The 18676-nt window shown below is 69.6% G+C and carries 13 protein-coding genes and 1 pseudogene; 3 read left to right on the top strand and 11 right to left on the bottom strand.

What is annotated here, in order from left to right; all coding sequences use genetic code 11:
• The first annotated feature begins 2 nt into the window (after positions 1–2).
• A complete protein-coding gene (locus QM714_RS18465) occupies positions 3–1034 on the top strand; it encodes a substrate-binding domain-containing protein (RefSeq protein WP_415102799.1) in 1032 nt (343 codons plus the stop codon).
• 10 nt (positions 1035–1044) lie between these two features.
• Here the strand turns inward: QM714_RS18465 and QM714_RS18470 are convergent, their stop codons facing one another.
• Positions 1045–1767 (bottom strand): TetR/AcrR family transcriptional regulator, encoded by a 723-nt coding sequence (locus tag QM714_RS18470; RefSeq protein WP_415102800.1) that lies wholly within the window; start codon positions 1765–1767, stop codon positions 1045–1047.
• A 148-nt stretch (positions 1768–1915) separates the two neighbouring features.
• On the opposite strand from QM714_RS18470, the gene QM714_RS18475 reads away from it, so the two are divergent.
• Entirely contained in the window at positions 1916–2860 is a 945-nt protein-coding gene (locus QM714_RS18475; RefSeq protein WP_415102801.1) for an NAD-dependent epimerase/dehydratase family protein, read from the top strand.
• On the opposite strand, the gene QM714_RS18480 is transcribed toward QM714_RS18475, so the two are convergent.
• The 3 genes from QM714_RS18480 to QM714_RS18490 are packed head-to-tail and all read right to left on the bottom strand — an operon-like array spanning position 2809 to position 6983.
• Positions 2809–4908: an MMPL family transporter gene (locus QM714_RS18480; RefSeq protein WP_415102802.1), complete on the bottom strand. Its 2100-nt coding sequence runs from the start codon at positions 4906–4908 to the stop codon at positions 2809–2811. The genes QM714_RS18475 and QM714_RS18480 overlap by 52 nt on opposite strands.
• Before the next feature lie 28 nt (positions 4909–4936).
• Positions 4937–5926, bottom strand: a complete 990-nt coding sequence (locus QM714_RS18485) for a glycerophosphodiester phosphodiesterase family protein (RefSeq protein ID WP_415102803.1) — start codon at positions 5924–5926, stop codon at positions 4937–4939.
• 22 nt (positions 5927–5948) lie between these two features.
• Positions 5949–6983 carry an LLM class F420-dependent oxidoreductase gene (locus tag QM714_RS18490; RefSeq protein WP_415102804.1) on the bottom strand — a complete coding sequence of 345 codons (1035 nt, stop codon included), beginning with the start codon at positions 6981–6983 and terminating at the stop codon, positions 5949–5951.
• Between the two features lie 79 nt (positions 6984–7062).
• Between QM714_RS18490 and QM714_RS18495 the strand changes: the two are divergent.
• A pseudogene (locus tag QM714_RS18495) lies at positions 7063–8339 on the top strand (DUF4921 family protein).
• 637 nt (positions 8340–8976) lie between these two features.
• Here the strand turns inward: QM714_RS18495 and QM714_RS18500 are convergent.
• The 7 genes from QM714_RS18500 to QM714_RS18530 all read right to left on the bottom strand — a co-directional run bounded on the left by QM714_RS18500 (position 8977) and on the right by QM714_RS18530 (position 18583).
• Complete coding sequence (locus tag QM714_RS18500) at positions 8977–10629, bottom strand: amidohydrolase (RefSeq protein ID WP_415102805.1); 1653 nt, start codon at positions 10627–10629, stop codon at positions 8977–8979.
• A gap of 3 nt (positions 10630–10632) precedes the next feature.
• Positions 10633–11523: an ABC transporter permease gene (locus QM714_RS18505; protein ID WP_415102806.1), complete on the bottom strand. Its 891-nt coding sequence runs from the start codon at positions 11521–11523 to the stop codon at positions 10633–10635.
• Positions 11520–12440, bottom strand: coding sequence for an ABC transporter permease (locus QM714_RS18510; protein ID WP_415102807.1), 921 nt, complete (start codon positions 12438–12440; stop codon positions 11520–11522). Before QM714_RS18510 ends, QM714_RS18505 begins: the two co-directional genes overlap by 4 nt.
• The gene (locus QM714_RS18515) at positions 12433–13635 is read right to left on the bottom strand and encodes a spermidine/putrescine ABC transporter substrate-binding protein (protein ID WP_415102808.1); all 1203 of its coding nucleotides are present in this window, start codon (positions 13633–13635) and stop codon (positions 12433–12435) included. The genes QM714_RS18510 and QM714_RS18515 overlap by 8 nt, the downstream gene beginning before the upstream one ends.
• Positions 13636–13670: 35 nt before the next feature.
• Positions 13671–14828, bottom strand: coding sequence for an ABC transporter ATP-binding protein (locus QM714_RS18520; RefSeq protein ID WP_415102809.1), 1158 nt, complete (start codon positions 14826–14828; stop codon positions 13671–13673).
• Positions 14829–15059: 231 nt separating this feature from the next.
• On the bottom strand, positions 15060–16817 hold the full coding sequence (locus QM714_RS18525; protein WP_415102810.1) for an ABC transporter ATP-binding protein: 1758 nt from the start codon (positions 16815–16817) through the stop codon (positions 15060–15062).
• Complete coding sequence (locus QM714_RS18530; protein WP_415102811.1) at positions 16814–18583, bottom strand: ABC transporter ATP-binding protein; 1770 nt, start codon at positions 18581–18583, stop codon at positions 16814–16816. The genes QM714_RS18525 and QM714_RS18530 overlap by 4 nt, the downstream gene beginning before the upstream one ends.
• Between the last annotated feature and the right edge of the window lie 93 nt (positions 18584–18676).

The following is an 18676-nucleotide window of genomic DNA, read 5'->3' on the forward strand; positions in this document are numbered from 1 at the left end:
GCATGCCCCGTGTCGTCGCACTGCTGACTGCTGCCCTGCTGGCGGTCGTCGGACTGACGGGCTGCCGGGCCCAGGACAAGATGGTGGTCGCCTTCCTGGTCGCCGCCGACGCAGCGCCCCGGTGGACGCAGAGCGACGAGCCGGCCTTCGCGGACTACATCGGCTTCCACTGCCCCGACTGTGTCTACGTCAAGAAGCTCGCCGACGGGGACGCCGAGCGGCAGGCCGAGCAGCTCGACGACGTGATCGCCGCCGGCGCCGACGTGGTGGTGCTCAACGCCGTCAACGGCGAGGTCGGTGAGGCGATCGTGAACAAGGCGCACCAGGCCAAGGTGAAGGTGATCGCCTACGACCGGTTCGTGCCGGGTGCGGACTTCTACGTCTCCTACGACGCGGGCGCGATCGGGCGGCAGATGGCCAAGGCCGCCGTGGCCCGGATCCCGACCGAGGGGTCGGTGCTGGTGGTGAACGGGCCGCAGACCGACACCAACGGCGTCGAGATCAAACGGGCGGTGCACCGCGTGCTCGACAAGGCCAAGATCTCGGTGCTTGCCGAGCTCGACCCCAAGACCTGGAGCGCCGAGGAGGCGCGGACCTGGGTGCGGAGCCAGTTGGCGAAGCGCCCGGCAGCCGAGGTCGACGCGATCATCGCCGCCAACGATCAACAGGCCGAAGGGGTGGCACAGGCGTTGGCGGCTGCCCACGTGTTGCCGCAGAACCGACCGGTGGTCACCGGGCAGGATGCCGACCTGGCGGCGCTACGCCGGATCATCGTCGGCACCCAGACCCTGACCGTCTTCAAGTCCTACCCCCGCCAGGCCGAGCAAGCCGCCCAGATCGCCGTCGACTTGGTCACCGGCCAGAAGGTCGAGGCCTCCGAGCAGGTGAAGGACGTGCCAGCCTTCGTTTTCCAGCCGCTCGTGGTCACCATCGACAACCTCGCCGATGCCGTCGTCCGCGACCAGATCTTCACCCTCGACCAGCTCTGCGCCGGCCGAGTCGCTGCCGCCTGCACCCGGCAGGGCCTACGCTAGTGAAGCTGCGCTAGCCGCGGGCGGGTTCGCCGGTCACCAGCGCGAGCGCGTCGTCCACGGCGGCGTCGAAGAAGGCCGGCCAGTCCGGGATCGTGTCGGCACCGAACTGCTCGAAGACCTCGGCGCTCACCGTGCCGGTCACCAGCGCCCAGGCCGTCATTGCGCGACGCAGCGTGCCCGCATCGATCGGTTGGTCGCCAGCACTGCTCAGATGCAGTTCGGCCTGGATCGTCTCGGGGAGGTCGCCCAGGGCGCGCCGCTCGCGCGCAGTCTCCGGGCGGCCGTCGGACAGATCGGGCACCAGGGCGACCAGCCGGGCCTGGACGCGGGTGCCAGCGGGCCCGGTCCGCTCGGCGGGCGCGTGATAGCCGGGCACCGGGGAGCCGTAGATGAGGGCGTACTCGTGCGGATTGGCCAGCGCCCACCCACGGGTGGCGGCGGCGATTGCCCGAAACCTCCGCGCGGGGGTGGATCGTCGTGGCAAGGTGGCGAGAGCCGCGTCGACATGGTCGCCGAGGGCGTCGTACGCCGCGACGATCAGCCGCGTCAGCAGCTCGTCTCGACTAGCCACGTAGCGGTAGACCGCAGAGGAGGCCATCTCGAGGTCGCGGGCCACCGCGCGCAGGGAGAGTCCGGCGGCGCCGTACGTCGCCAGGTGTTGCTGCCCGATCCGCAGGATCTCGGCCTCGATCGCGGCCCGGTTGCGCGCCCTGATCCCTCCCGCTGCGGTCATCTGACGGAGGATACGGGATCAGTCGCCACAAACGCGAGCACCGCTCTTGCTTTCACTGCCGTCAACGTGCTCCAATGAAAACGAGAGCACCGCTCTCGCATTCCGCTCGATCAGAGCACGTAGGTCGACCAGGCTGGAGGACACCGTCATGGCACACCATCTCGTCATCGGAGCCGGAGGCATCGGTCGGGCGACTGCCCGGCACCTAGTCGAGCGTGGTCACCAAGTCACGCTGGCGTCGCGTTCGGGCACGGACCCTCACCTCGAGGGCGTGCGGGCCGCGTCCGTCGACGCGAGCGACCCGGCCGCGCTGACCGACCTCGCCCAGGGCGTGGAAAGCCTGGTCAACGCGGTCAACCCGAGCAAGTACTACACCTGGGAGCGCGACTGGCCCCCGGTCGCCGCCGCGATATTGGCTGCCGCGGAGAAGTCCGGCGCTGGCCTGGTGACCGTCTCGAACCTCTACGGCTACGGTCACGTCGACGCCCCGATGACCGAGGAGACGCCACTACGGCCAGCCGGGACCAAGGGCCGACTTCGGGCCGAGATGTGGCAGCAGGCCCTGCAGGCGCACGAGGCCGGCAGGCTGCGGGCCACCGAACTGCGCGCCTCCGACTACTTCGGGCCAGGTGCGGGCGGGGGCGTCAGTCTGCTCAACAGCTTCGTGATCAAACGGGCGATCGCGGGTCGTGGAGTGTGGCTGATCACCGGGGCACCGGACGTGTCGCACTCCTGGACCTACCTCGACGACATCGGTGCGTTGGCCGCCACGTTGGCCACCGACGACCGCTCTTGGGGGAGCGCCTGGCATGTGCCGACCGCGGCCCCCCGCACGATGCGAGAGGTGGCGAAGGAGGCTGCCGCGATCGCGGGTCGGCCCGAGCCGGCCGTGCGAGGCGTCCCTCACCCCGTCAAGTTGCTCGCCCGCGTTTCGGCGACCGTGCGCGAGCTGGACGAGACGGCCTACCAGTTCGAGCGCCCGTTCGTGCTGGACGCGACCCGAACGGCCGAGACGTTCGGGTTGACCGCGACCGACTGGGGTCAGGCGTTGGCGGAGACCGTCTCCTGGCTCGCCGGTGGCGGCGCCTCCTGACCGCGATCCAGCTTGCTGGGCCACCAGATCCTGCTGCCGAGGTCGAGGTTGAGCGCGGTGACCAGCACCGAGCGCACCACGATCGTGTCGAGCAGCACTCCGAGCGCCACCGCCACGCCGATCTCGACGAAGGCCACGAGTGGCAGGGTGGACAACACCAGGAACGTCGCAGCCAGCACGACGCCGGCCGACGTGATCACACCCCCGGTCGCACCCAGCGCCACCAGGGCGCCTGGACGGGTGCCGCGCACGGCCGTCTCCTCGCGGACGCGGGTCATCAAGAAGATGTTGTAGTCGATGCCCAAGGCGACGAGGAAGACGAAGACGAACAGGGGGAGCGAGGCGTCGGCTCCGGCGAAGCCGAAGACGTAGTGGAACAGCACTGCCGACAGCCCCATCGCGGCTCCGAAGGAGAGCACCACCGTTGCGATCAACAGCACCGGTGAGACCAGTGCCCGCAACAGGAGCACCAAGATCAGCAGCACCACGATCAAGACGGCCGGGATCACCACGCGATTGTCGCGAGCGGAGGCGTGCTCGATGTCGTCGAGGATGGCGGTGCTCCCGCTGACCAGTGCATCGGCTCCGTCGACGGCATGGACCGCGTCGCGGACCCGGTCGACGGTCTTGAAGGCTGTCGACGAGCTGGCGTCGCCCTGGATGGGCGCCGTGATGAAGGCTAGGTCGCCTAGCACCACCGGCTTGCCGGGCGTGTCGATGCCCTCGATCCCGGTCATCGCCTCGACGACCTGATCGGCATGGTCGGCGTTGGCGACCACCATCACCGGGTTGGACTGGTCGGCCAGCCCGTGGTCGGCGAGCATCTGCTGCCCGACCACGGAGTCGAAGTCCTTGGTGTAGGAGTCCTCCGTGGTCAACCCGGTGGCGTCCAGCTTGAAGACGCCGAGGCAGGCGATCGCCAGCAGGACGGTGGTCACCACCCACACGCGGCGGGGGAACCGGGAGATCCACTGGCCGACCCCGGCCCAGATGCCGGTGCTGGTCGGCTCGTGCGAACCGAAGGTCGGCCGCTTGGGCCAGAAGATCCAGCGGCCGAAGATCACCAGCAGGGCCGGCAGCAGGGTCAGCATGACCAGCAACGCGACCGCGACGCCGATCGCCGCCACCGGCCCGAGACCGGCGGTGGAGTTCATGTCGGCGAGCAGCAGGCAGAGCATGCCCAAGATCACCGTCGACGCGCTGGCGACGATGGCCGGCGCGGCTCGGTGGAGAGCGAAGGCCATCGCCTCGTGTCGGTTCTCGTGACGGCGCAGCTCCTCTCGGTAGCGCGCCACCAGTAGCAGGGCGTAGTCGGTGCCCGCACCGAAGACGAGCACCGTCAAGATGCCCTGACTCTGACCGTTCACGGTCAGGTCACCGTGCTTGGCGAAGAAGTAGACCACCGCCTGGGCGATGACCAGGGCCGATCCGGCCGAGACGACCGGCAGCAGCCAGAGCAGAGGGCTGCGATAGGTGATCAGCAAGATCACGATGACCACGCCCATGGTGGCGAAGAGCAGGGTGGAGTCGATGCCTTCGAAGACCTCGGCCTGGTCGGCGGCCTGGCCGCCGGTCCCGGTGACGTAGACCTTCAGGCCGTCGGACTCGGGTGCGATCTGGTGGATCTTGTCGACCACATCCGGCATCTCCTGCCAGCCGTTCTCGCCGAAGTCGAAGGTGACCACGGTCTGCATCGCCTTGCCGTCCGGTGACGGGATCGGTCCGATCACCTGGCCGGTGACGCCGTCGAGCTTGGCCAGTTCGGCGGCCTGCTGTTTGGCGGTCGCCATGTCCTCCTCGGTGAGTCCGGAGGAGCGTTCGTAGGCGACCACCGTCGTCAGCGCGTTGGGATCCTGGAAGGGGGTCATCTTGTCCAGGGCGCGGGTGGACTCGGCGCTGTCGGGCAGCCAGGAGGACGCGTCGTTGCTCTGTGCGGACGTGAGTTTGCCGGCGAACCCGGAGAGTCCGATGGCCAAGAGCAGGACGACCGCGGCGACGATCCACTTCGTGATGGGGCCGGTGAGAGTGCCGGCGATTCGGCGATGCATGGTTCTACCTCATCAGATAGCACCGACATCAGTCATCAGGGTTTGCCCCGGGGGGTGTCCCTGGGTGAGCTGAAGGGAGCGGCATCCCCAGCGCCTCGAGCACCCCTCGGATTCGGTCGGGGAAGTCGGTGATCAGGCCGTCCACGCCCTGCTCGATCAGGGCGGCTGCGGTGGCTGGGTCGTTCAGTGTGTAGGGGATCACTTCGATGCCCTCGGCATGCGCGCGCTCGATCAGCTCGGGCGTGGTGAAGGGCTGGTACGCCGGGTCGTCGACGCCGCTGGCGAAGGGATAGCCGTGCGCGGGAGAGATGGCGTCGAACCGCTCGGCGGCCACCGCGGCCACCAGATCGGGGAAGCCGTCGAGATCGACCCCGCCCACCCATGGCGACGGGCCGTCCTTGGTGACTTTGAGGTACTTCGGTGCTGCCAGCACGTTCAGCCGCAGCCCCGGCTCGCGTTCGCGGACCTGGCGCAGCACCTCCCAGTCGAAGCTCTGCACGCTGATCCGGTCGACCAGTCCGGCTTGCTGCGCCGCGGCGACGATGGTGTCGGCGAACCGCTCGCGGGGGGCGGTCTCGTGGGGCGCTACGGCGTCGAACTTGGTCTCGATGTTGAAGCGGACCTCGTCGGCGCCACGCTCGGCGACCAGGTCGAAGAGCTCGCCCAGCAGCGGGATCCGGGCACCCGGCACCAGCGTGGCATCGGGCAGCTCGCGGCGATGGTGCGACCCCGCGTCGATGGTGCGCAGTTGCGCGACGGAGTAGTCGGTGACCAGCCCGCCGACGTAGGGGAAGAACGGATCGCCCTCCACCGCGGGCTCGGTGTCGTCGTACAGCTTCGCCGACAGCCGCCGATCGTGGACGACCATCGGCGCCCCGTCGATGCTGACGTGGATGTCGCACTCGAGCGTGGTCACACCGAGCGTCAACGCGTTCGCGAACGTCGGCAGGATGCTCTCGACGATCAGACCGCGACCGCCTCGGTGCGCCTGGAGATCGAACTCCTTGCGCAGCCTCATCGCGGACCACGCCCCGCGTGGATCAGGACACCCATTCCTTGACCTGGGCGACGATCGCCGCCGGGTCCTTCCCGACCGGGGTGATCTGGAGGTTGGTCACGCCGGCCTCGGCGAACGCGGCGATCCGCTCACGGACGTAGGAGGCGGGGCCGACCAGGTTGCCCGCCTCCAGCCATGCGGTGGGCACCACGGCCTCGGCGTCTCGTTTGTTGCCGCCGAGGTAGAGGTCCTGGATCTGCTTGGCCTCCTTCTCGTAGCCGTACTCGCAGGCGAGGTCGTTGTAGAAGTTCTTGCCGCGCGCCCCCATCCCGCCGACGTACAGCGCGTAGAGCGGCCGGACCAAGTCGAGCAGCGCCTTGGTCTGCGGGCCCTCGCCGATGGCGACCATCCCGCCTGCACAGACCTCGAGGGGAGCCAGCCCGTCGAGCCGCTTCGCGGTGCCCGCGCGCAGCGCCGCTCCCCAGACCCGGTCGGCCCTCTCGGGGTGGAAGAGGAACGGCAGCCAGCCGTCGGCGTACGACGCCACGCCCTCGACGCTCTTCTTGCCCAGCGCCGCGATGTAGATCGGGACCGACGGCCGCTCCGGCTTGGTGAGCAGCTTGAGCGGCTTGCCGAGCCCGAGGCCCTGGCCCGGTGGCAGCGGGAGGGTGAAGGTGCCCTGGTGGGTCAGCGTCTCGCGGCGCAGGCCGCGTCGGATCAGGTCGACGATCTCGCGGGTCCGGGTGACCGGCTTGTCGTAGGGGACGCCGTGGAACCCCTCGATCACCTGCGGGCCGCTGGCGCCGAGACCGAGGATGGCGCGGCCGCCCGCGACGTTGTCCAGCCCGGCGGCGGTCTGGAGCAGCGCGGACGGGGTGCGTGAGTAGATGTTGAGGATCGCCGAGCCGATCTCGAGGCGCTCGGTCTTGGCGGCGAGGTAGCCCATCAGGGTGGGCGAGTCGAAGCCGTAGGCCTCGGCGACCCAGACGCCGTCCAGCCCGGCGCCCTCCAACGCGGCGACCTGGTCGGCGGCCTCCCGCGGGTTGCCGGAGTACATCAACGGGTGCGAGAGCTTCATGGATCCCCATCCTCGTGGCGGCTGTCTGCACGGTAGCAACCAGGCGCCGGGGGACCGGCCGTGGTGGGGTGGGTGTTGGATGGATCGGGTGACGCCACCGCCGTCGGTCCCTCCGGACGAACCGCGGCGTCCCTTGGTGCGGCTCGACGACGGCACCGTCAAACAGGTCAACCCGTTCACCGGCACCCGGGTGTGGACGGTGCCCGGCCGCGGTCATCGACCACTCGCGCCGCCACGAGATCACCGACCGGACCGGATCGACCCCATCCAGCTCGGCCGCTACTGCGCCTTCTGCGAGGGCCGCTACCTCGAGACGACCCCCGAGCGGGAGCGCTTGGTCAGGGATCTGGCCGGCTGGCACCGGCTCCTTGAGGTGCCCGCCTCGCAGTTGCACGAGACGACTGCGGAGTTCCGGCTGATCCCGAACCTCTTCGAGATCGTGTCCTACGACTACTGGGTGGCCAACTACGACTACCGGCCCTCGCCCGAAGCGGTCGCCCACCAGACGGCGTACCTCTCCGAGCCGGCCGGCCGTGCCCACCTGCTTGCGCTGCTGCGCTCCCTCGTCGACGTGGTCGAGGACACGGACGTGGCGCGGCTGTCGATGCGTTTCTTCGCCGGTTGTCACGACGTGGTCGTCGCTCGCCGGCACTTCACGCCCGGCGCCGAGCTCGACGACCAGCTTGCCGGCTCGGGGTCGCTCTCGGTCGAGGAGCACGAGCAGTACGTCGCGCTCACGATCCGCGCGATGCAGCGGCTGTACGACGCCAACCCGCATGTCGTGCTCGTGGCGGCGTTCCAGAACTGGTTGCGTCCGGCCGGTGCCTCCTTCGACCACCTGCACAAGCAGCTGGTCGCCGTCGACGAGCTCGGCCCAGACCTGGAGCGGCAGCTGCCTCGGCTGGCGCGTGAGCCCGATCTGTATCGGCGCTGGGGAGTGGACTATCCCGCCGAGCAAGGTCTGGTGATCGCCCACAACGACCACGCCGTCGCGGTCGCCGGGATCGGTGACCAGTCGCCGGCCGTGGTGGTGTGGGCGCGGTCCGACGTGTGCCCGTGGGAGCTGTCCGGGGACGCCGTGCGGGGCTTCTCCGATCTCCTCCATGCCGTCCACGTGGCCACCGGTGCGGACGTGCCGACCAACGAGGAGTGGCACCACCAGCCCCCGTCGGTGCCGCTGCCCGCCCCCTCCGTGTGGTTCTCAAGTGGCGGATCGCCACCCCCGCCGGCTTCGAGGGCGGCACCAAGCTCTACATCAACACCATCGACCCGTGGGCCGTCGCCGACCGGATGCGCCTCCGGCTGGCCGAACTGCTCGCCTCCGGCGCTGTGCTGGGGGACGTGACGGTCGGCTGAGGGCTGCTTCCCGACGCCGCCCAAACGATCCGCATCGTGACGTGTGGATCGTGTCCTCGTCGAACCGGGTGAGTGGTGGCCGCGCGATAGCCGGTGGGCGCGTCTGTCACGGGGTTGTGGTGTCTCCTGCTCCCTTGTGGGTGCTGAGTGCCCGGTCTACCTGGCACTCAGCACCGATAGCCGCGCACCAGACGGGTCCGCGCACCCATAGACCCGCGGCAGATGAGTGCTGGGCCCCACAACGGCGCGGGAGACGGGCTTCGACGGGTCGAGGGGTTGCCGTTTGGGCCCAAACCGCAATCGGGGACGGGGCGGGATGCAGTTTCGGCCCAATCGGTGACGTCTTCGGGCCCGGGCTCGCGACTGTCGCCACGGCAGTCACACCGGTTGCTGTTTTCTCAAGGTATGTGGTGATCCCTGCACTTGCCATGCGTCATTCGCCGAGGTAAGCGGAGCGATCCCTACATACCTTGTGAAAGCGGTGACAGGAGTGACCCCAGCGGACCACCACCCCGGCGAGCAACCCGGACCGCCAACCGCCTCTCCCCGTAGAAGCCCTGTCGGCCGTAACCCCACACCACCGGCAACCCGGTGACCCGACCCGCAGCCCCACCGCCCGACAACTGAACTCCGATCCTCAGGCGTCGTCGGCCGCAAACACCCGGCGGCCGTCGACGAAGGTCTGCAGGACGCGGGTGGAGCCGATCTGGTCGGCGGGCTCGGCGAAGGGGTCGCGGTCGAGGACGACGAGGTCGGCGAGGGCGCCGGGACGGATGGTGCCGGTGTCGTCGAGGTGGTTCACGTAGGCAGAGCCGGCGGTGTAGGCGGTCAACGCGGTGCCGAGGTCGAGGCGCTGGTCGGGCAGGAAGACCGGGTGCTCGACGTCGTCCTCGCGATGCTCTTCGGGGACCTGGCGGTTGACGGCGACGTGGATGGCCGGCCACGGGTCGGCGGTAGACACGGCCCAGTCGCTGCCCGCGGCGAGGACGGCGCCGGAGCGGTGCAGATCGCCGAACGGGTACTGCCAAGAGCCGCGCGGCTCGCCGAGGAACGGCAAGGTGAGCTCGACCATCTGTGCCTCAAGTGCTGCCCAGAGGGTCTGCATGTTGGCAGCCACCCCGAGGTCGCGGAAGCGGGCGATGTCGTCGGGATGGATGACCTGGATGTGTGCGATGTGATGGCGCGCGTCCCGACGACCGTTCACCGTGAGGGCGTGCTCGACCGCGTCCAGCGCCTCGCGGACGGCGCGATCGCCGATCGCGTGGAAGTGCAGTTGGAACCCCTCCGCGTCGAGCGCGGCGGCCGCGGGCAGCAGCACCTCGGGCGGCACGAACGAGATCCCCGAGTTGTCGGTCGGGTGGCCGTGTCCGTCGCAGTAGGGCTCGATCATCGCGGCGGTGTAGTTCTCCGCCACTCCGTCGGCCATGATCTTGATGCTGGTCGGCCGGAACCGGTCACGCATCTGCGTGGCGCGTCGCTCGACCAGCTCGGGAATCTGCTCCAGGCCGCGGCCGCGGTCCCACCACAGGGCACCGACCACGCGGCCGGTCAGCCTTCCGTCGGCCTCTGCGCGGAGGTACGCCGCTCCGGGGTCCACCCCGTCGCCGACGTCGCCGATGATCGCGTCTTGCCAGCTAGTCACGCCCCACGCGTGGAGTTGCGACTGGGCGAGCAGCAGGCCGTCGTACGCCTCCTGCTCGGTGGTCGCCGGCAGCAGCTTGGTGACCAGGCTCATCGCGCCCTCGTGCAGGGTCCCGGTCGGACGACCGGCAGAGTCCCGCTCGATCCGGCCGTCGACCGGGTCGGGCGTGCCGGCGTCGATGCCGGCCAGCCGCAGCGCCGCCGAGCTGGCCCAGGCGCCGTGGCCGTCGCGATTGGGGAGGTACGCCGGCCGGTCGCCGACCACCGCGTCCAATGCTTCCGCGGTGGGCGTGCCACCGGGGAAGGCGGCCATCGACCAGCCGCCGCCGACGATCCACTCCAGGTCAGGGTGGGCGCGGGCGTAGTCAGCGATGCGGGCCAGGCAGTCCTCGGCGGAGAAGAGGTCGGACAGGTCGCATCGCAGCAGGTCGACCCCGGCGAAGACCGGATGCACGTGCACGTCTTGGAAGCCGGGCATCAGCAGCCGTCCGGCCAGGTCCACCCGCTCGGTGCTGGACGTCGCCAGGTCGAGCACCTCGTCGTGGCCGACCGCGACGATCCGGCCGTCGGTCACCGCGACGGCCGTGGGCCGCTCCCGGACCGCCGAGGCGGTGAAGACCGGGCCTGCGGAGAAGATCAGATCCACCATGGTTCAACCTCCGATGTTGCGGGCGATGTCGGTCGCGGAGTCGCCGGCGCGGCGCAGCACGATCGTCATCAGGGCTAGGGCGAGCAGGGTCACTAGCAGCATGATCGTGGACATCGCGGCGATCTCCGGCCGCAACCCGGAGCGCAACGAGCTCAGCACGTAGACGGGCCACGGTGTCGAGCCGGACACCTGCACGAAAGCCGACACGATGGTGTTGTCCAGGCTGAGGGTGAAGGACAGCAGGAAGCCGGCCAGCACCGCCGGCATCGCCAACGGCACGGTGATCTGGCGGAAGGTGCGCCACGGCACGGCGTACAGGTCAGCGGAGGCCTCCTCCAGGCTCTCGTCCAGCCCGACCAACCGGGCCCGGACCAGATAGGCCACCACGGCGGTGGAGAAGAGCGAGTGGCCGACCACCAGGCGGACCAGGCCGTTGTTGAAGATCACCAGCCCGGCATCCTGGCCGAGATAGACCATCCAGGGCAGCAGCGACACCGCGTCGACGATCTCCGGCGTGACCGAGATGAGCAGCAGCAGGCCGAGGAAGAGCACGACCCAGCGTCCGGGGCGCCGCGCCAATGCGACCCCTGCGGTCGTGCCAAGGAGTGTGGCGACCAGCGCCGACAGCACCGCCACCTGGAGCGAGACGATCACCGAGTGCCGGATCTCCGGCCGGTCGAGCAGGCCGGTGTAGGAGCCGAAGCCGAAGTGGTCCCAGGCGATCAGCAGCCGGCCCTCGTTGAAGGAGTAGATCACCACCACGACGATCGGCGCGAACAGGAAGGCCAACACCAGGACGCCCCAGGCTGCGAGCAGCCGGTCGGTCAACGAGCGCGGCTGCGGGTTGCGGGGCGGTGCGTCGGTAGCGGCGGCGGTAGCGGTTGGCGGGGTCATGCGACGTCCTCCAGGACCAGCCGCTGTCGGGACCGCAGCGGCAACGAGACCAGCCATAGCAGCAGCGCGATGACGGCCACGGTGGTGGCGATGACCAAGATCAGCACCATCGCCATGGCCGAGCCGAGCGCCCAGTTCTGCGCGGTCTGGAACTGGCTGGCCACCAACTGGCCGACCATGTTGCCCTTCGCGCCACCGAGCACGGTGGCGGTGACGTAGTCGCCCATCAGCGGGATGAAGACCAGGGCGGTCCCAGCGATGATCCCCGGTCGGGCCAGTGGGAGGGTCACCTGGACGAAGGTGCGCCAGCGGTTGGCGCCGAGGTCCTTGCTGGCCTCGCGCAGCGGTTCGCCGACCCGGTCGAAGGCCACGAAGAGCGGCAGGATCATCAGCGGCAGATAGTTGTAGACGACGCCGATCAGCACCGCCGTGCGGGTGTTGAGCACGGCGAGCGGTTCGTCGATGAACTGCAGCCGTTGCAGCAGGCCGGAGACCCAGCCGTGCGGGGCGAGGATCACCTGCCAGCCGATCGTGCGGACCAAGAAGTTGGTCCAGTAGGGCACCATCACCAACGCCAGCAGGAGGCCACGGCGCTGGGGCGGAGCCTTGACCGCCATCCAGTACGCCGCCGGCAGGCCGATCAGCAGACAGATCAGGGTGCCGGTGATGCCGATCCGTAGGGTGTTGGTGAACGTGGTGAAGAACGTCGGGGAGAACGCCTCGCGGTAGCGGTCCAGCGAGAGCACGTCGTTGGCGTGGGTCCCGAACAGGCCCGGCTTGTAGCCGAAGCTGAACCACGCGATCGTCCCGATCGGGACGACGAAGAACGCGATCAGCCACACCCACGCGGGGATAGCGAGCGCGAAGCCGGGAGCCCGCAAGCGGCGCGGCCCCCCCGGCGTACGGCGGTCAGGCACCGGCCGCCGCCTTGACCTTGTCCCAGATGTCGACGTGACGCTGCTGAGCCTCGTTCACCTCGCCGGTGGTCATGGTGTCCAACTGCTCCGGAGAGAAGAAGACCATGTCGAGCAGCGGCAGCTTGGCGTCCTTGGCCGCCTGCTCGATGTCCTTCGCGCCGGTGTGGTAGCCGATGTAGGCCACGTTGGCGAGCTGGTTCTCAGGAGTCAGCACGAAGTTGATGAAGGCATGCGCGGCCTCCGGGTGCGGCGCACCGGCGACGATCGACCAATTGTCCATCCAGAGCTCGGTCTTCGGGGCACCCAGCACCCACTGCCACTTGTCGGGGTCCTTGCTGTTGAGGATGCCGATCCGGGCGTCACCGTTGTAGACCTGCATCAGGGTCTGCGTGCTCTGCGGGATCGCCTGGCCGCCGGGGTAGGAGTCGAAGGCCGAGATGTGCTCGGCCAACTTGTCGACCAAGAAGTCCTCCGCCGCCTGCAGGTCACCCTCGTCGGTGGTGTTCCAGTCGATGTCGTTGGCCCAGAAGTAGAGGCCGGTCAGCTCGCCGGGGTCGTCCAGGACCGAGGTCTTGCCGCTTGCTTCGTTCTGCGCGGCGTCGAGGAAGTCGGCCCAGGTGGTCAGGTCGCGGCTGACCACGGTCTTGTCGTAGACGAAGCCGGTGGTGCCCCAGGCCTTGCAGATCGAGTAGTCGTTGTCCTTGTCCCAGTCCCTGCCGAGGAAGGCCGGGTCCATGTGCTCGAGATTCGGGATCAGGTCCTTGTTGAGCGGCGCCAACAGGCCGTTCTCGACCATCTGGGGGATGTACGGCCCGGTCGGCACCACGATGTCGTAGCCCGACGTGCCCTTGGCGGCGACCAGCTTGGCGATCATCTCCTCGTTGGAGTTGAAGGAGTCCGAGGTGATGGTCGGCCCGATCTTCTTGGTGAAGGCCTTGAGCACCTCGGGGGCGTCGTAGTCACCCCAGGAGTACATCGTCACGGTGTCCTCGAGCGGGCCGCCGCTGGCGATCGGTTTCGTGACCTTGCTGCTCCCGCCGCTCGGCGAGCCACCTCCGCCACAGGCGGCCAGGAGGCCGGCGCTTCCGGCGGCCGCGGCGAGCCCGAGGAAGTGTCGACGGGTGAGCTCCGCTTTGATCCGGGGGATCTGGGAGGTGTGGGCCAGGACGCGCAACGGGCGATCGGGGGTGGTCATGTCTGCTCCTCGTGATGCTTGGGTCAGCGGGTGGCTCAGTGCTGGGCGGGCTCGTCCTCGGGCGGTGGGGGCGGGGGCTCGTCGGCAGCGAAGACGTGGACGTGGTCGGCGCTCCAGTAGCACCACGCCTGATCTCCCATCGCGAGGTCGGGCGCAGTCGGCGTCGGGCGGCGCACCAACAGCGGTCGCTCGGTGCCGACCTCGACCAGGAACTGCCGGGTCTCGCCCTGGTGGGCGATCCCGACCACGGTGCCGCCGACGGTGTTCTCCGTGGCTCCGTCGGGGCGGGCCGCTGTGACCTCGACGAACTCGGGGCGTACGGCGACGCGCACCGGGTCACCGGTCGTGGTGCTGGTCGCGCGGGTCGACCGGATCGGGCCGACCACCGAGTCCACGGCCCCGGGCCCCGTCGCACGGCCGTCGATGAAGTTCTGCTGGCCCACGAAGCCGGCCACATAGGCCGAGGCGGGCACGGAGTAGATCGTGTCGGCGTCGGCCAGTTGCTCGATGCGGCCGTCGCGCATGATCGCGATCCGGTCGCTCATCGCCAGCGCCTCGCTCTGGTCGTGGGTGACGAAGACGAAGCTGATGCCGAGCCGCGTCTGCAGCAGCTTGAGCTCGACCTGCATCTCTTCGCGCAGCTGCCGGTCCAGGGCACCGAGCGGCTCGTCGAGCAGCAGCACCGAGGGGCGGTTCACCAACGCCCGCGCCAGCGCGACCCGCTGCTGCTGCCCGCCCGAGAGCTGGGTCGAGCCGCGGTTGGCATAGCTGCGCATCTGCACCAGGTCGAGCGCCTCGGCGACCCGGTCGCGGATCTCGGCCTTGGGCGTCTTGACCTGACGCAGGCCGTAGGCGACGTTCTCCGCCACCGACATGTGCGGGAAGAGCGCGTAGGCCTGGAAGACGGTGTTGACATTGCGCTTGTAGGGCGGCACACCGAGCACGCTCTTGCCCGCGACCTCGATGTCGCCGGTGTCGGGATGCTCGAACCCGGCGATCATCCGCAGCGTCGTGGTCTTGCCACACCCCGACGGACCGAGCAGGGAGAGGAACTCCCCGCTGCGCACGGTCAGCGTGATGTCGTCTACGGCGACCACGTCGCCGTAGAACTTGCTGACCCGGGTGAGCTGGACGGCGTCGGTCGGGGCCACCTCGGGCGTATCTGGTTCGGCATGGATGGGGGCAGTCGTCACTGGCGGGCTCCTCCAACGGTTTCAGTGATCTAAACCGACCACGGGGGACGGACGCAACAGTCGTAATGAACCTGTGAGCAGGATTCCGAAGCAGCAGCCTACGGATGCCGCTCCGATGTCTGCCCATCTGCTGCGGTCTTGTTGCGTCTGCCGCGGTCTTGTAGTGGCAAAGTGCCTCGTAAACCGGGTCCTCAGCCACGACAACACCGCGGCAGATGGGTCGGGCCCAGGTCAGTCGCGCTGGTGGCCGTTCCAGGAGTCCCAGAGGGCGGCGTAGGAGCCGTCGGCGGCGACGAGCTCCTCGTGGGAGCCGAACTCGGAGATCACGCCGTCCTCGACGACGGCGACCCGGTCGGCGTCGTGGGCGGAGAAGAGGCGGTGGGCGATCGCGATGACGGTGCGCCCGTGCAGCACGGCGGCGAGGGAGCGCTCCAGGTGGCGGGCGGCGCGGGGGTCGATCAGCGAGGTGGCCTCGTCGAGGACCAGCGTGTGCGGGTCGGCCAGCACCAGCCGGGCCAGCGCCAGCTGCTGGGCCTGGGCGGCGGTCAGCGCTCGGCCACCCGAGCCGACCACGGTGTCGAGGCCGTCGGGGAGCGCGTCGACCCATTCCAAGGCGTCGACGGCGGCCAGGGCGTCGCGAACCTCGTCGTCGGTGGCGCCGTCGGGTGCGGCGAGGGCGAGGTTCTCCCGGAGTGTGCCGACGAAGACGTGGTGCTCCTGGGTGACCAGGGCGACGTGGCCGCGCAGATCGTCGAGTGGCAGCTCGGTCAGGCCCACACCCCCGAGGGACACCGAGCCGGTGCGCGGCGGATGGATGCCGGCCAACAGCCGGCCCAGGGTGGACTTGCCGGCCCCGGAGGGGCCGACCATGGCGATCCGCTCGCCGACCCCGACATCGAGGGTCACCCCGTGCAGCACGTCGCGGCCCTCGACGTAGGCGAACCGCACGTCGGTCGCGTCGAGCTTTTCGTCGAGTGGCTGCGCCCCGGTGACGGTCCGATCGTCGGGCACCTGGGCGACGCCGAGCAGGCGCGCCAGCGAGGCGGCACCCATCTGCAGCTCGTCGAGGATGCTGACGATCCGGTCTACCGGGTCGATCAGCATCTGCACGTAGAGGGTCGCTGCGGTGACGTCACCGAGGGAGACGTGGCCGTGGTAGTAGAGGTAGCCCCCGAACAACAGCGTGGCGACCGTCGGCAGCAGATAGGAGATCTCCATCGCTGGGAAGAAGACGGTGCGTAGCCACAGCGTGTAGCGCTCGGCGCGGAACGACGCCCCGCAGTCAGCGTCGATCTGGCGGACCTGGGTCTCGCCCAGGCCGAGCGCCTCGACCGTGCGCGCGCCCTCGACGGTCTCGGTCAGGGTGGCGTTGATCGTGGAGTACGTCGCGCTCTCGCGCAGGTAGCCGTCCTTGGCGCGGGCGAGATACCACCGCAGGCCGAGGACCAGCGGCGGCACGCTGAGCAGACAGGGGAGCAGCACCCACCAGCCGACCAGGACCGCGGCCACGAAGGTGAGCACGCCCTGCACCAGCGCGATGGTCCACTCCGGCAGCGCCCACCGCACCGACCAGCCCAGCTGCTCGACGTCGCGACCCGTGCGGGTGAGCAGGTCGCCTGAGCCGGCCGACTCGACGACGCCGACCGGCAGCGCCAGGGTGTTGTCGACGAAGTCCTCACGGAGCTCGGCCAGCACCTGCTCACCGAGCACCTGGCTGACGAGTCTGGCGAAGCGAGTCAGCACCGTCTGAGCGACCAGGAAGCCCGCCAGCAGGATGGCGACGGTGTTGACGTGGCCGAGGCTGGTGCCGTCCTTGACGTCCTCGACCAGATCACCGAGCAGACGAGGCGCGGCCAAGCCGGCGACCGCCGCGAGCCCGTGCAAGGCCAAGGCGGTGCCGATCAGCCGGGGGTGTCGCCGTCCCAGCGTCCGCACGTAGCTGCGCAGCGCGGGAGCGTCCGCCACCGGGAGGGTCGTCGTGCTGCTCACCGGGCGACCTGCTCCGGCATCTCGACCGACTCGCGGGTCACCGTGGCGCGGTAGGCCGGCACGCGGGCGAGCAGGTCGCCGTGCTCACCGACGGCCGACACCTTGCCGTCCTCCAGCCAGATCACTTCGTCGACGGCATCCAGCATCAGCGGGCTCGAGGTGACCACGACGGTGGTTCGGCCACGCCGGTGGTCACGCAGCCGCGCCGCGATCCGGGCCTCGGTGTGGGCGTCCACAGCCGAGGTCGGCTCGACCAGGATCAGGATCTCCGGGTCGGCGGTCAGCGCTCGCGCCAGGACCAGCCGCTGCCGCTGGCCGCCGGAGAAGGTCCGTCCGCGCTCGGCGACCACGGTGTCCAGTCCGTCGGGGAGCGCGTCGAAGATGTCGCCGGCGGACGCCGTCTCGAGGGCATGGTTGAGATTGCTCCTGCCGGCGTCCTCACCGTCGACGCTGGCCGGGAGGCGGTCCCGGCCGTGCACGTCGAGCCGATCGCCGAGCCGACCCGAGAACAGCACCGCCCCGGTGTCGGAGACCACGATCCGGCGGCGCACCTCCTCGGGGGACAGCGCGGTCAGCGGCACGTCGCCGAGGCGTACGGCGTCGTCGGCCTCTGCCGCGCACATGCCGAGCCGGTCGGCCAGAGCTGCCGCTACTTCCGGCTGGTCGGCGACCAAGGCGGTGAGCGCACCGGGGCGGACCCGCACACCGCTGCGGGCGTCGACGAGGTCGGCGCCGATCTCCGGGGAGGCGGCCGGGGTGGCGGGCTCGTGGTAGTCCGGTTCGAGCGCCATCACCCGGCAGATCCGGGCGGCCGAGACGCGGGCCCGGATGATCTTGTTGGCGAACTCGGTGGCCGTGCGCAGCGGGATCATCAAGAACGCGGAGTAGCCGTAGAAGGCGACCAGCTCTCCGGCCGTGATGCGCCCGGTGACGGCGTACCGCGCGCCCAGCCAGACCACGATCACCACGAAGACACCGGGCAGCAGCACTTGGAGGGCGTCCAGGATCGACTGCAACCGGGCCACCGCTACGCCGGCGCGACGGGTCTGCTGCGACTCGCGGCGGTAGCGCTCGGAGAAGGTCTGCTCACCGCCGATCCCGCGCAGCACGCGCAGGCCGCCGACGATGTCGTTGGCGGTGTTGGCGAGCTCGCCCATCAGGTGCCGCTGGTGTGCGGTGCGCCGCTGCAGCGGGGAGAGCAGCGGTCCGATCGCGACGACCAGCAAGGGCACCCCGATCAGCACCAGCAGGCCGAGAGTCACCGAGGTCTGCAGCAAGATCACCGAGACCAGCAAGAAGGAGACCACCGCACCGCTGAAGCGAGCGCTGACGTCCATCACCTGACCGACGTTGGACATGTCGTTGATGCCGATCGCGACCACCTCGCCGGTCGACACCCGCCGTGGCAGGGTGCCGCCCAGATGGACGGCCTTGCGACCCACCAACTGGACCACGCGGTAGGCCGCGGTCAGCCAGTTGGTCACCGCGAACCGGTGTCGCATGATTCCGCTGATGGCTTGCGCCAGTCCGATCGCGAGCATCACCCCGCTCCACCAGACCAGCTGCGACATGTCCCGATCGGCGACGCCGCGGTCGATCGCTCGGCCGAGGATGGCGGGCATCACGGCCTGCGCGGACATCCAGATGATCCCGTAGAACATGCCGCCGGCCAGGGTCGGCCACTGCTGTTTGGCGATCCACCACAAGAAGTGGTCCGGCGACCTGTCGTCCGCGATTCCGGGGTCGGTCACGGGGAGCGGGCGCACTCATCCCACGTTACGTTTTCCGGCCCTCTTCTCGCCAATCGTTTTCGCCTCCGGGTATCGCCGCGACGCCGATCGGACGTCATCCTCTCCGGT

The organism is Nocardioides sp., from assembly GCF_047602075.1.
Classification (GTDB): Bacteria; Actinomycetota; Actinomycetes; order Propionibacteriales; family Nocardioidaceae; genus Nocardioides.